This is a genomic window from Sporosarcina sp. SAFN-010 (genome assembly GCF_059415065.1).
The window spans coordinates 92607-105248 of record NZ_JBPFDS010000008.1; the positions used below are offsets into that span (position 1 = coordinate 92607).

Consider the following 12642-nt stretch of genomic DNA (forward strand, 5'->3'; position numbering starts at 1 on the left):
TACGGCAGAGCGATGAAGCAGAGAATAATAAAAAAGCCTTCTACGTACGAAGAAGGCTTTGTCATATCAATGATTGTCTCCTCCTCATCTGCCGGACTACAAACATCCGCTGGAAGTAGCACCTGACCATATGGCTGGTTGCTGAAGCATCGACGGGCCAGATCCCTACGCTTCTCTTGATAAGAATGACTATTAAGTTGTGTGAATAATTTAACATATCATACCGTTGTTTGAGAGTTCCGTCAATAGATAATGTGTGAAGTGAACTGGGAGTTACCTAGTGTATGTGGTAAACTGTACGTACATGCAGGAAAGGGGATTGCTATGAGGGCGTTCAAATTTGTTATCCCGATGGTGTTATTAGTCGGTGGAGTTGCCTGGGTTATGCTCAACAAAAACTTTACAGACGTGCCCGTCATGTCTCGTTTTTATATTACACTTGGCGCAATGGTTTTGAGTGGTGTCATTTCCTTTTTCCTATTCCCTAAAGATGAAGGGAAAAGACGATAAACTGACAGAGAATGACTGTCAGTTTTATTATTGCTCGGATTTGGGTTAACCTTAAAATATATTAGGTTGACACATTGAGTTCTTCCTTTTATTCTATAACTATATAGTAAAAGGGGTGTTATAAATGGGAACAACAGCAACTATGAAACCAAACCGTTCGAAGACGATGATCGGAACGCTTGGACTTGTCTACTCAGCAATGTTTGCCGCATTGATGATGATTGGAGCTAATATTACATACTTTTTACCGGCCTTATCAGTAAGTGGCGTGCCAATTACACTGCAAACTTTCTTTGCTGTATTAGCAGGACTATTACTCGGAAGCCGATATGGGGCGGTCTCAATGACAGTCTACATGGCAATAGGTCTTGCAGGTGCACCGGTATTTGCGAAATTTAGTGGAGGTTTCGGTGAAATTGTCAGCCCGTTGTTCGGATTTATCCTTTCTTTTATTTTAGTTGCATACATCGCCGGCAAGATTGTAGAAAAGAACAGCACCGTAACAGGATTTGTTATCGCGGCACTTGTCGGATGTGTCATTAATTACCTGATCGGAACAAACTGGATGTTTGCTGCGTACAAGCTATGGGCGGCGGCACCGGATGCGTTCACGTACAAAATAGCATGGATTTGGATGCTGCCACCTTTACCTAAAGACATTATTCTCTCTGTATTGGCAGGAGTGTTCGGCCATCGAATGGCGCGCATTCTTAGAATGCGTCGCTCTATTTAACCACGCAAACCGATTTCTCAATTATAGAGAAATCGGTTTTTTCGTGTCCTATCAAAAAATGAAACGTTTTAGATGTGTCTTCCGTATAAGAGGAAGACCTTAAAAAACGGAAGGAAGACATGTGCATGATTCACTTACTCTTATTTTCTCTAATCGCAGGCATTATTGCCGCACTGCTGGCCGTCCCGCTGCATAGACGTGTCGGTTCGGAAGAAAAAGCAAATAGTTCCGGTTTCATGGTAGTACTACTCATTATTATTGCTGTAGTGATTGCGGTAGGCCTCTCTATTTTCTATTACACAACAAATCTAGACCAGCATTGGTCCTCGTTATGGGTTCTTTTACTCGCTGCAGCGATACTTGGAACAATATTAGATGGTGGGGTGTATCGGAAGGCAAAGGGTATCGTTGCAGGACTCGCGATCCTTGCAGGCATTTATATCCTCACCGCCCCATTATTAAATGCGGACACCAAGTACAAAGCGGTTGAAATGGATCAGCAAATAGAAATTGAAGCATTTGACGAAACTCAGACACCAGCGAGCGTGCCACCTAAATTTGCACGTAACAAAATGAAAAAAGCATTCGGGCAAGTACCGAATACAAGTTATTACGACCTTGGTCATTTACAAATTCAAAAGGTGAAAGATGATTATGTATATATTGCACCAGTCGAATTTTCAGGTTTTTTCAAATGGTGGAATGGCAAGACGACGCCTGGTTATTTCCGCATGAGCGCCACGGACTCTGCGGATAATCCGAAGTTTGTATCGTCGGAAATGACGTATACCGAGACGTCTTTCTTTAACAAGCAAGTGGACCGTCATATGCGTTTACAATATCCTGAACTGATTTTTTATGGAGATGTTCAATTGGAAATCGACGATGAAGGTAATCCCCATTACATCCGTTCTTACGGAGAATTTATCACAGCCCGCAATGGATTTGACGTGAAAGGGATTGTCATGACGGATCCGATGACCGGGGCAATTGAGAAGTTTGCACTTGCGGATATCCCAGACTATATCGATGGTGCTGTCTCTCCGGAAGTCGTCAGTTTGCAAAATAGCTATTTCGGAAAGTACGTTCATGGTTTCTGGAATTCAATTGTCGGTAAAAAAGATGTCAAACTGCCTTCCGATGAAGGAACGGAGGCAAACGTTAGTCCGATTTTCGATGAAAATGGACATATGTATTACTTCACAGACTTTACAAGTCCGAAAGAAGGCGTCGATTCAATGCTAGGTTATGCGCTGACAGACGGGCGCACAGGTAAAGCAACGTACTACACGGGGGATCTTGAAGAATCCTACATGGACTCACAAGGAGCCTTGCAAATTATTGAAAAGAAATTCATCGAGAAAAAGTGGTCTGGTGAAATGCCGGTCCTTTATAACTTCTATGGAGAAGCGAGTTGGTTGACACCAGTGCTAGACTCGAATGGCTTCCTACAAAACTACTTCATCGTGTCTGCTGCGAATCCGGAAATATCTGTATCTGGCAACTCCCCGAATGATGCATTGAAACTGTATAAAACTGCATTACAACGAGGGGGCAGTTCTGTGAATGGCAGCTCAGAAGCAGAAGAAGCGAAGGCTGCGATCACTGTAAACCGTGTTTACAAAGAACGAGCTGGTGACTTTACCTTGGTTTCTGTGAAATCAGAAGACGGACGGAACTTCCTAGTTTCGTCTGAAACGATTCCTGAAGCGGTGTACATTCAAGAAGGCGACAAATTATCGATTACGTATGTAGAAACAGGGGAACTTTTTCTTCCTGTCAAGGAACTCACAAATGTCTCGTTAACGGAATAACGAGATGCGTTTAAAATCCATAACAAAAGCGGAAGCCGTTTAGATGGCTTCCGCTTTTTCGTTGTTTTATTGAAGGACGAATGTCAATTAAGCACTAGCTGTAGCAAAAGGTTTTAGGATATTTGTTTTACCTTCTGTACGGAATGTCAATACTTTGTCAATCGGGTCGTATGATTCACCGTAAAATTCATCATCCTTATACGTATGGATTTCTTCATACGTCATCTTCATTGCATCATATACCGTTTCTTCTTCTGCATCTTCAGGAGACCAGTAAAGGATTTCGAGGTCGGTTTGTTCTCCAGTTGCGAGTGAACGACGGCTATAACCGATGCGAGATGCATGATGGAAATTCTCACGAGCATAGAAGCGTAAGCGTTTTTCTGTGTCCGTGTCTTCATAATTGACAGGCTCCACTTCTAACAAAATCGGCTTACCTTTTTCTTTCAGCTGTGTCAGCAGTTTTTTGCCTAGACCTTCACCTCGTGAAGTGGACGAAACAAACAAATAATCTACAAACACAAACGATTCTGTTTCAACGTACATGAGCACGTGTTTTGGACCTTCGTCTTTGCGATAAACATTGTGTTTATCCTTTAACAACGCGTCCATATGCTCTTTTGACTTCATTTCTTCGATTGGGAAATACTCACTTAGTTTCTCGTACCAATTCATTGATTTAATCTCCTCCGTCGGTATGGGTGTACCCGGAGCTTTTTGTTTGAGGGTCAAACGTAGAGAGAGGAAAAAAGAGGTCAGAAAAAAATCCTCGACTTCATTCTATACCTCTATTATAAACATACTAAACATAATATGTTCAACTATTTTACTTTTTTCTCCCCTAATCCGACGGTTTGCAAATTTCTTGCGTGCCTATTGTTTAATACGGTACAATTAAGTCAAAGATAGTCAAAGTCAACATAATGACTGTGCCAACAAAAGAGGTGAGAGGATGCGTAATATTTCCGACATCATAGAAGGGTATTTAAAATCGATTATCGAACATGAAGATAATGGAATCGTGGAAATCAAGCGCAATGAAGTGGCGGAAAGGTTCCAATGTGTTCCTTCGCAAATCAATTACGTCATTAAAACACGATTTACATTGGAGCGAGGCTACGCGGTCGAATCTAAACGTGGCGGTGGTGGGTATATCCGCATATACCGGGTTCAAACAAATTCACGCAAAGAACTATTGGATCACGTATTGGAAAGTGTGCGACAAGGGGCTTCGTACACAATGGCAGAAGACGTAATCTATCGGTTAATAGCAGAACAAGTGGTTTCTAAAAAAGAAGCCCGTCTAATGCTTTCAGCTGTCGAGCCTGCTGTCCTAAATTATCCATTACCTGAACGGGATATAATCCGTGCGCGGATTTTACAGGCCATGTTAATCTCACTCCTATACGAACAATCGGAGTGACTAGTTATCTAAACGATGGGGTGGTAAAACATGCTTTGTGAAAACTGTAAAGAACGTCAAGCTTCCGTTATCTTAATGCAAGATACGCCAAATGGATCGATTGAAAGGAATTTGTGTGAGAAGTGCGCATTTAACTTACAGACGTTTTCAATCAGCCCGAATCAGGAGCCGATGTCCATTCAACAATTTCTATCACAGTGGTTGAGTGGAAGTGAAACGCTACACCAGCAAACGCGAGAAGTTCAGACGATGCCGGAGTGTCCAGAGTGTGGTCTAACCTTCCACCGCTTTCTAGAAATCGGGAAGTTCGGATGTCCGACGTGTTATGAAACATTCCGCGAGCGTCTCCCGAAAGTCTTTGGCAAACTGCATAACGGAAATACAATCCATAAAGGTAAAATCCCTGCGTCTTTCAATGAAAAGATGACCATTAAAAAGAAAATCGAGGAACTTCGTTCGAGTATGCAAGAAGCGATTCAAGAAGAACAGTTTGAACATGCTGCTGTGCTGCGGGATGAAATAAAAGACTGGAAACAAAAACTCGCTGCAGAAACGGAAGAGGAAGGAGGGAGTGAGAATGGGGAATAATCGATACATGCAAAACGCTGTCACAGGCTGGATGGTCCCTCATGGTGAGCACTCCGATATCGTGATGTCGACTCGAATCCGCCTCGCTCGAAACCTTCGTGAATTTCGCTTCCCAATCGCGTTCTCTGATGAGCAAGCAGAAGAGGTCGGTCGAATTGTTTCCGAAGCACTGCTTAGTACAGATGAAAAAGGGTATTCCTATACGAGGATGAAAGAATTAGCTACGCTTGACCGGCAAGCGCTAGTAGAAAAGCATTTAATCAGTCTCCAACTTGCGGAAGCAGAGCAGTTCGGAGCGGTATTCCTATCGGAAGATGAAACTATCAGCATTATGGTAAACGAAGAAGACCATTTGCGTATCCAGTGCATCTATCCCGGATTGCAACTAGAAAATGCCTATCAAAAGGCGGATGAAACCGATCGTGCACTTGAAAAGAAATTACCGTACGCATTTGATGAAGAATTTGGATATCTTACGAGCTGCCCGTCCAATACAGGAACCGGAATGCGGGCTTCTGTCATGTTACATTTACCGGCGCTTACGATAACCCGGCAAATCAACCGCATTATACCTGCTGTTTCAAGGCTAGGAATGGTTGTGAGGGGCAGCTATGGTGAAGGAAGCGAAGCACCGGGGAACGTTTATCAAGTATCTAATCAGCTGACTCTTGGTAAATCAGAAAAGGAGATTCTTGCAGAACTTGCAAACATTGTTTCTCGACTGATTGCCCACGAGCGGAGATCTCGTGAATTGCTTCTTGAAAAGTCACGAATCGCTCTTGAAAATCGTGTGTTTCGTGCGCTTGGTACAATTTCTTATGCACGGCTACTTCCTGCAGCAGAAGCAGCACGATGTCTTTCAGACGTTAGACTCGGCATCGATCTCGAGTTAATTGAAGATGTGGACATGACCATATTGAACGAACTGATGATTTTCATGCAGTCAGGATTTCTCCAACATTATGAAGGAGAAGCATTGACGTCTGAAGAATTAGACATTAGTCGAGCTAAACTTTTCCGGGAGCGACTCCGAAAAAGTTAATCAGAAAATGATGAAATGAAAGGCCAGTCTTGAGCGTCTCTTTTGCGTCCTATTAACTGATTCGATATAATAGTCAAAGATGGTCAAAGTCAATTCACCCGGAAACCGATTGTTTAATGGTCCGGAAGAATATAGATAGAAGTAGTACGAATAAAATTATTCTCTGCAGAAGGAGAGGAATGTTAATGATGTTTAATCGATTTACACAACGTGCACAAAAAGTACTCCAACTCGCTCAAGAAGAAGCCATTCGTATGAAACACGAAGCAATTGGAACAGAACATATTCTACTTGGATTAATCCGTGAAGGTGGCGGCATTGCAGCAAAAGCATTGGAAGCAATTGGAGTCAGCTTCGAGACGATTGAAACAGGTGTGGAAACACTCGTTGGAACGGGAAGTAAAGACGTAGGACCAATCGTGCACTACACACCACGAGCGAAGAAAGTCATTGAGCTTTCTGTAGATGAATCCCGTAAACTGGGTCACTCGTATATTGGGACAGAACATATTCTTCTAGCATTGATTCGCGAAGGAGAAGGAGTGGCAGCACGTGTTCTTAATAATGCAGGTGTTAGTTTGAACAAAGCACGTCAGCAAGTATTGCAGCTCCTTGGAAGTAACGATACTGCGAATGCAAGTGGTCAAAATGCTTCAGCAACAGCGGCTACTCCAACATTAGATGGGTTGGCACGTGACCTAACGGAAATTGCCCGAGAAGGGACACTCGATCCGGTCATTGGTCGTGGTAAAGAGATTACACGCGTTATTGAAGTCTTAGCGCGTCGCACGAAGAACAATCCGGTTCTAATCGGTGAACCAGGTGTTGGTAAAACGGCGATTGCTGAAGGGCTTGCACTTCAAGTCGTTAACAATGAAGTCCCTGAAATCCTGCGCGATAAGCGTGTTATGACGTTAGATATGGGGACTGTCGTTGCGGGTACTAAATACCGTGGAGAGTTTGAAGACCGTATGAAGAAAGTGATGGAAGAAATTCGCCAAGCGGGCAACATCATTTTATTCATCGATGAGTTGCACACACTCATTGGTGCTGGTGGAGCAGAAGGCGCGATTGATGCTTCGAACATTTTAAAACCGTCACTTGCTCGTGGTGAGTTGCAATGTATCGGTGCAACGACACTCGATGAGTACCGGAAGTACATTGAAAAAGATGCAGCTCTTGAGCGTCGTTTCCAGCCTATTCAAGTGGATGAACCATCCGTTGAAGAGACGGTTCAAATTATTACAGGACTGCGTGATCGTTATGAAGCGCACCACCGTGTAAAAATTACGAATGAAGCAATTGAAGCGGCAGCAAAAATGTCTGACCGTTATATTTCAGACCGCTTCTTGCCTGACAAAGCAATCGATTTAATCGACGAGGCAGGTTCGAAAGTTCGTTTACGTTCTTATACAACACCACCAAACTTAAGAGAACTTGAAAATAAGCTCGAAGCAATCCGTTCTGAGAAGAATGCTGCAGTTCAAAGCCAGGAATTTGAAAAAGCTGCATCATATCGTGATAAAGAGCAGAAGATGAAAGAAGAGCTCGAGAAAACGAAAACGGAATGGAAAGAAAAACAAGGCAAAACAGAATCTGAAGTCACTGTTAATGACATAGCTGAAGTAGTGGCGATGTGGACAGGAATTCCAGTTGCACGTATTGCTGAAACGGAATCTGCGAAGCTGTTGAACATGGAGGAAGAGTTGCATAAGCGTGTTATTGGTCAAAAAGAAGCAGTCGCGGCTATTTCCCGGGCAATACGTCGTGCACGCGCAGGGTTGAAAGATCCGAAACGTCCGATTGGTTCGTTCATCTTCCTTGGACCTACTGGCGTCGGTAAAACAGAGCTAGCAAGAGCGCTCGCCGAAACAATGTTTGGCGATGAAGACTCGATGATTCGGATCGACATGTCCGAGTACATGGAAAAACATACAACATCCCGTTTAGTCGGTTCACCTCCGGGATACGTTGGATATGAAGAAGGCGGACAGTTAACAGAAAAAGTACGTCGCAAACCATATTCCGTTATTTTGCTTGATGAAATTGAAAAAGCGCATCCAGATGTATTCAACATCCTCTTACAAGTGCTTGAAGATGGTCGCTTAACAGATTCCAAAGGACGTACAGTCGATTTCCGGAACACCGTGATCATTATGACGTCTAACGTCGGTGCACAGGAGTTGAGGAAGAACAAATATGTCGGATTTAATCTTCAAGATGGTGAGCAAGATTACGAAGACATGAAGAAAAAGATGTTGGAAGAGCTTAAAAAAGCATTCCGTCCCGAATTCCTTAACCGTGTAGATGAAATGATTGTCTTCCATTCACTTGAAAAAGAACAGTTGCAAGAGATTGTTTCGTTGATGGCAGACGAATTGAGCAAACGTCTTGCTGAACAAGATATCGAACTTGTGTTAACTCAAGAAGCGAAGTTGAAGATTGCGGATGAAGGATATGATCCTGAATACGGAGCACGTCCACTTCGTCGTGCACTTCAAAAGCATGTGGAAGACCGCCTCTCAGAGGAGCTACTGAAAGGAACCGCACTCGCAGGAAGAAAAGTGACGGTCGACTATGTAGACAGTAACTTCACGGTAGAAACGCAACAAGAAGAAATGGTGGAAAATTAATAAGAAGTAGAGGAATAGGATAGTTCATCCCTAGTAATAAAAAAAGGGAGGGGCTGTCCTCTTCGTCGTTTGGAGGATGCATATGGCGAAAAAGAAAACGAAATTCGTTTGCAAATCATGCGGATATGAGTCGCCTAAGTGGATGGGAAGGTGTCCAGGGTGCGGTGAATGGAACACGATGGATGAAGAGACGGAGATTGTACAAAAAGGACCTCGTGGGGCATTTCAGCATTCTGACGCTGTTAAGCAAAAAGCGATGCCTATCAATGCAGTCGCGATAGAGGATGAGCCAAGAATCCGTACAGAAATGGAAGAATTGAATCGTGTACTAGGTGGTGGAATTGTTCCAGGATCGCTTGTTTTGATTGGTGGGGATCCGGGGATTGGGAAGTCCACATTGTTGCTTCAAGTGTCAGCGCTTTTAGCGAACCAACAGGAGCGCGTATTATACATTTCAGGGGAAGAGTCGATTCGGCAAACTAAGCTTCGTGCACAACGTCTAGGTGTCTTGTCTGATGAACTATATATTTACGCAGAAACGGATCTTGCGCTTATTCACGATACGATTGATAATGTTAAGCCGAAGTTTGTCATTGTGGATTCTATCCAAACTATCCACCACCCGGAAGTCGCCTCTGCTCCAGGAAGTGTATCGCAGGTAAGGGAATGTACAGCGGAGTTAATGAAAATAGCAAAGACACAAGGTATCGCGATTTTCCTAGTTGGACATGTCACTAAGGATGGACAAATCGCAGGTCCGCGTTTGCTGGAACATATGGTGGATACCGTCCTTTATTTTGAAGGGGAGCGGCATCATACATACCGAATTTTGCGCAGTGTGAAAAATCGTTTCGGTTCAACAAATGAAATAGCGATTTTTGAAATGCTGCAAGCCGGTTTGAAAGAAGTGTTGAATCCATCGGAAATGTTCATACAGGAACGTTCTCAAGGTGGTGCTGGGTCAACCATTGTTGCTTCAATGGAAGGGACACGCCCTATTCTTGTGGAGATTCAGGCACTTGTAACGCCATCTAGTTTTAATTATCCAAAGAGGATGGCGACGGGACTAGACCAAAATCGAGTATCACTTTTGATGGCGGTATTGGAAAAACGGATGGGAATGCTATTACAAGCTCAGGATGCGTATATTAAAGTGGCGGGTGGCGTGAAACTCGACGAACCTGCGATTGACCTTGCTGTCCTGATGAGTATCGTTTCCAGCTATCGTGACGTCGCAGTACGGGCTTCTGACTGTTATATGGGAGAAGTAGGACTGACTGGTGAAGTTCGAAGGGTTTCCAGAATTGAACAACGGGTTGGGGAAGCAGCGAAACTTGGATTTGAACGAGCGGTCATTCCTGCCTCTAACATCGGCGGATGGGACTATCCAGAAGGTATTCAAGTCGTTGGAGTTGAAACTGTGCGAGATGCACTCGATCTTTGTTTGCCACAGTGATAAAGAAAGATAGGAACTTTGTGCGTTTTCAGGAGTCCTGTACTATAGGTTCAGGATTCCTTGTTTTTGAGGTTCAAGAAAGCAATCAATAGGGAATACATGTATAATAGGACTACTAAAAGGAGGTGGATCGAATGCTGAAAAGAGTTGTGCAAATTATGTTCTTATTGGTTGGTGGAACACTTGGTGTATTGTTTCTTCCGTACTTATTCCAATTATCTTCTTTCACAGCAACCCCGTTCATTAATAACCCATATGTCGCAGCCATTTTAGGAGCACTATTCCTCTTTGTGTTCAGCACATTTTTGACAGATCCTATTGTCAATTTTATAAAGTGGTTAGAAGATCTACTCATGAAAGCACCGATTCTAGATTTACTATTTGGTTCAATCGGTCTGATTATCGGTTTGTTCGTCGCATTTTTGGCAGGTTGGGGTTTAAGTAATATCCAAATTCCGGTTGTGACATCAGTGCTTCCAATCCTATTATCAGCACTGTTCGGGTATTTAGGATTTCAAGTCGGGTTTAAAAAGCGAGATGAATTTTTGACGGCGATTTTCTCGATACGCAATGTTGGACGAAAAAAAGAAACTGAAACCGAAGCAGGCGTTTCTACAGATCCAGTTTACAAGGTGCTTGATACAAGTGTCATCATCGACGGACGCATTGCAGATATTGTTGACACAGGATTCTTGGAAGGTGTATTGGTCGTATCCCAGTTTGTCTTAACTGAGCTCCAGCACATTGCGGATTCTGCGGATACGTTGAAGCGGACAAAAGGAAGACGTGGTTTGGATGTGCTTCGCCGTTTGCAAGAAGGGGATGGCAAGAAAATCCTGATTACGGATGAAGACTTCCCGAATGTAGCTGAAGTCGATTTGAAATTAGTGAAGCTTGCTAAAAAAATGAATGGACTCGTCGTGACAAACGATTTCAACTTGAATAAAGTTGCAGATTTACACGGAGTATCTGTGTTGAATATTAATGACCTTGCGAATGCTGTTAAACCTGTTGTAATTCCCGGTGAAGAAATGCACGTAGTCGTCATTAAAGACGGGAAAGAACACAATCAAGGCGTTGCTTACTTAGATGACGGTACAATGATTGTAATTGAAGATGGACGGAACTTTATTGGAAATGCAATAGAAGTTGTGGTTACGAGTGTGTTGCAAACTTCAGCAGGTCGCATGATCTTTGCAAAACCTAAAAATGGTAAACAAACCAAATCTTACTGAACAACGACCAGTAGAAAGGAGTCATGATGGACTATACTGTAATGATGCCTGCTGCCGGAAGTGGAACGCGGATGGGAGCAGGGCATAACAAACTTTTCCTTGAACTTGAAGGGAAAACGATTTTGGCTCACACGTTGGCGGTGTTTCAGCAGGATCCTTGGTGTACAGGAATCATTTTAGCGGTGAAAGAAACTGAACGCGCCACAATTGAAACGATAATCCAGCAAGAGCAAATAACAAAAATAAGTGCGTTGCCTGAAGGCGGAACCGAACGTCAACATAGCGTAAAAGCATGTCTTACATCCCATCAAAACGATGGGATTGTCCTCGTTCATGATGCGGCTCGTCCTTTCATCAAACAAGATGTCATCCATGAACTTGTGATTAGTGCATCACGGCATGGAGGCGCGGTAGCTGGCGTGAAGGCGAAAGATACGATGAAGTATGTGAATAATGGCGTAATTGAAGAAACGGCAGATCGCGAACGCTTATGGGTCATTCAAACTCCACAAGCGTTTCGTTATGAAGTTTTGAAAGACGCTTCTCAAAAAGCTGAACAAGAAAGCTTTTTAGGGACAGACGAAGCGATGCTTGCAGAGCATGCAGGCTATGAAGTTCGCATCGTTGAAAGTACGTACGATAATATTAAAATGACGACACCAGAGGATCTTGCTTATGGTGGATACTTGTTGAAAAAAAGGCTTGAGGAGACGGTATAATGATACGAATTGGACAAGGTTTTGACGTACATGAATTTGCAGAGGGGCGCCCACTGATTATCGGTGGGGTTACAATTCCCCATACTAAAGGGTTAATCGGTCACTCAGACGCAGATGTCCTATTGCACACCATTACAGATGCAGCACTAGGAGCGATTGGTAAAGGGGATATTGGTCATCACTTTCCAGATACAGATGCCGCTTTTAAAGATGCTGATTCAGCAGTTCTACTTCAAGAAGTCTGGAAGTTGGTAGAAGAAGAAGGTTATACGCTAGGTAACGTGGATTGTACAATCATGGCACAGCAACCTAAAATGGCTCCGCATATTGAAACCATCAAAAACCGCGTAGCCTCTTTACTGCATGCAGATCCTAGTCAAGTGAATGTCAAAGCGACTACAACAGAAAAATTAGGGTTTGTCGGAAGAGAAGAAGGAATTGCATCTCTTGCGGCGATTCTTTTGGTGAAAGCTTAAGTTTTTGGTAAAC

Annotated in this window: 12 protein-coding genes and 1 riboswitch; of the genes, 11 read left to right on the forward strand and 1 reads right to left on the reverse strand. The window is 43.3% G+C overall.

Annotated features, from left to right (window positions below; all coding sequences use genetic code 11):
- Positions 1 to 81: 81 nt before the first annotated feature.
- Positions 82 to 186, reverse strand: a riboswitch (SAM riboswitch).
- 138 nt (positions 187 to 324) lie between these two features.
- The 3 genes from ACR65F_RS10655 to ACR65F_RS10665 all read left to right on the forward strand — a co-directional run bounded on the left by ACR65F_RS10655 (position 325) and on the right by ACR65F_RS10665 (position 3057).
- Positions 325 to 510 carry a hypothetical protein gene (locus ACR65F_RS10655; RefSeq protein WP_025782849.1) on the forward strand — a complete coding sequence of 62 codons (186 nt, stop codon included), beginning with the start codon at positions 325 to 327 and terminating at the stop codon, positions 508 to 510.
- Between the two features lie 124 nt (positions 511 to 634).
- Positions 635 to 1243, forward strand: coding sequence for a biotin transporter BioY (locus ACR65F_RS10660; RefSeq protein ID WP_440504420.1), 609 nt, complete (start codon positions 635 to 637; stop codon positions 1241 to 1243).
- Between the two features lie 125 nt (positions 1244 to 1368).
- Positions 1369 to 3057, forward strand: a complete 1689-nt coding sequence (locus tag ACR65F_RS10665) for a hypothetical protein (RefSeq protein WP_440504421.1) — start codon at positions 1369 to 1371, stop codon at positions 3055 to 3057.
- An 87-nt stretch (positions 3058 to 3144) separates the two neighbouring features.
- Here the strand turns inward: ACR65F_RS10665 and ACR65F_RS10670 are convergent, their stop codons facing one another.
- The gene (locus tag ACR65F_RS10670) at positions 3145 to 3732 is read right to left on the reverse strand and encodes an N-acetyltransferase (protein WP_039043338.1); all 588 of its coding nucleotides are present in this window, start codon (positions 3730 to 3732) and stop codon (positions 3145 to 3147) included.
- 277 nt (positions 3733 to 4009) lie between these two features.
- On the opposite strand from ACR65F_RS10670, the gene ACR65F_RS10675 reads away from it, so the two are divergent.
- The 8 genes from ACR65F_RS10675 to ispF all read left to right on the forward strand — a co-directional run bounded on the left by ACR65F_RS10675 (position 4010) and on the right by ispF (position 12629).
- Entirely contained in the window at positions 4010 to 4480 is a 471-nt protein-coding gene (locus ACR65F_RS10675) for a CtsR family transcriptional regulator (RefSeq protein WP_039043337.1), read from the forward strand.
- Positions 4481 to 4510: 30 nt separating this feature from the next.
- The gene (locus tag ACR65F_RS10680; protein ID WP_440504422.1) at positions 4511 to 5068 is read left to right on the forward strand and encodes a UvrB/UvrC motif-containing protein; all 558 of its coding nucleotides are present in this window, start codon (positions 4511 to 4513) and stop codon (positions 5066 to 5068) included.
- Positions 5058 to 6110 carry a protein-arginine kinase McsB gene (gene mcsB, locus ACR65F_RS10685; protein ID WP_039043335.1) on the forward strand — a complete coding sequence of 351 codons (1053 nt, stop codon included), beginning with the start codon at positions 5058 to 5060 and terminating at the stop codon, positions 6108 to 6110. Before ACR65F_RS10680 ends, mcsB begins: the two co-directional genes overlap by 11 nt.
- A 185-nt stretch (positions 6111 to 6295) precedes the next feature.
- The gene (locus ACR65F_RS10690; RefSeq protein ID WP_039043334.1) at positions 6296 to 8743 is read left to right on the forward strand and encodes an ATP-dependent Clp protease ATP-binding subunit; all 2448 of its coding nucleotides are present in this window, start codon (positions 6296 to 6298) and stop codon (positions 8741 to 8743) included.
- A gap of 82 nt (positions 8744 to 8825) precedes the next feature.
- Positions 8826 to 10199 (forward strand): DNA repair protein RadA, encoded by a 1374-nt coding sequence (radA, locus tag ACR65F_RS10695; protein WP_039043333.1) that lies wholly within the window; start codon positions 8826 to 8828, stop codon positions 10197 to 10199.
- 134 nt (positions 10200 to 10333) lie between these two features.
- Positions 10334 to 11434, forward strand: a complete 1101-nt coding sequence (locus tag ACR65F_RS10700) for a PIN/TRAM domain-containing protein (protein ID WP_039043332.1) — start codon at positions 10334 to 10336, stop codon at positions 11432 to 11434.
- A gap of 26 nt (positions 11435 to 11460) precedes the next feature.
- A complete protein-coding gene (gene ispD, locus ACR65F_RS10705; protein WP_039043331.1) occupies positions 11461 to 12153 on the forward strand; it encodes a 2-C-methyl-D-erythritol 4-phosphate cytidylyltransferase in 693 nt (230 codons plus the stop codon).
- Positions 12153 to 12629 (forward strand): 2-C-methyl-D-erythritol 2,4-cyclodiphosphate synthase, encoded by a 477-nt coding sequence (ispF, locus tag ACR65F_RS10710; RefSeq protein WP_039043330.1) that lies wholly within the window; start codon positions 12153 to 12155, stop codon positions 12627 to 12629. Before ispD ends, ispF begins: the two co-directional genes overlap by 1 nt.
- The last annotated feature ends 13 nt before the right edge of the window (positions 12630 to 12642 follow it).

Bases quoted from the DNA above. Each gene is read 5' to 3' on its own strand.
- ACR65F_RS10690 (WP_039043334.1), top strand. From the start codon at position 6,296: ATGATGTTTAATCGATTTACACAACGTGCACAAAAAGTACTCCAACTC.
- ACR65F_RS10700 (WP_039043332.1), top strand. From the start codon at position 10,334: ATGCTGAAAAGAGTTGTGCAAATTATGTTCTTATTGGTTGGTGGAACA.
- radA (WP_039043333.1), top strand. From the start codon at position 8,826: ATGGCGAAAAAGAAAACGAAATTCGTTTGCAAATCATGCGGATATGAG.
- ACR65F_RS10675 (WP_039043337.1), top strand. From the start codon at position 4,010: ATGCGTAATATTTCCGACATCATAGAAGGGTATTTAAAATCGATTATC.
- ispF (WP_039043330.1), top strand. From the start codon at position 12,153: ATGATACGAATTGGACAAGGTTTTGACGTACATGAATTTGCAGAGGGG.
- ispD (WP_039043331.1), top strand. From the start codon at position 11,461: ATGGACTATACTGTAATGATGCCTGCTGCCGGAAGTGGAACGCGGATG.
- ACR65F_RS10665 (WP_440504421.1), top strand. From the start codon at position 1,369: ATGATTCACTTACTCTTATTTTCTCTAATCGCAGGCATTATTGCCGCA.
- ACR65F_RS10670 (WP_039043338.1), bottom strand. From the start codon at position 3,732: ATGAATTGGTACGAGAAACTAAGTGAGTATTTCCCAATCGAAGAAATG.
- ACR65F_RS10680 (WP_440504422.1), top strand. From the start codon at position 4,511: ATGCTTTGTGAAAACTGTAAAGAACGTCAAGCTTCCGTTATCTTAATG.
- ACR65F_RS10660 (WP_440504420.1), top strand. From the start codon at position 635: ATGGGAACAACAGCAACTATGAAACCAAACCGTTCGAAGACGATGATC.
- ACR65F_RS10655 (WP_025782849.1), top strand. From the start codon at position 325: ATGAGGGCGTTCAAATTTGTTATCCCGATGGTGTTATTAGTCGGTGGA.
- mcsB (WP_039043335.1), top strand. From the start codon at position 5,058: ATGGGGAATAATCGATACATGCAAAACGCTGTCACAGGCTGGATGGTC.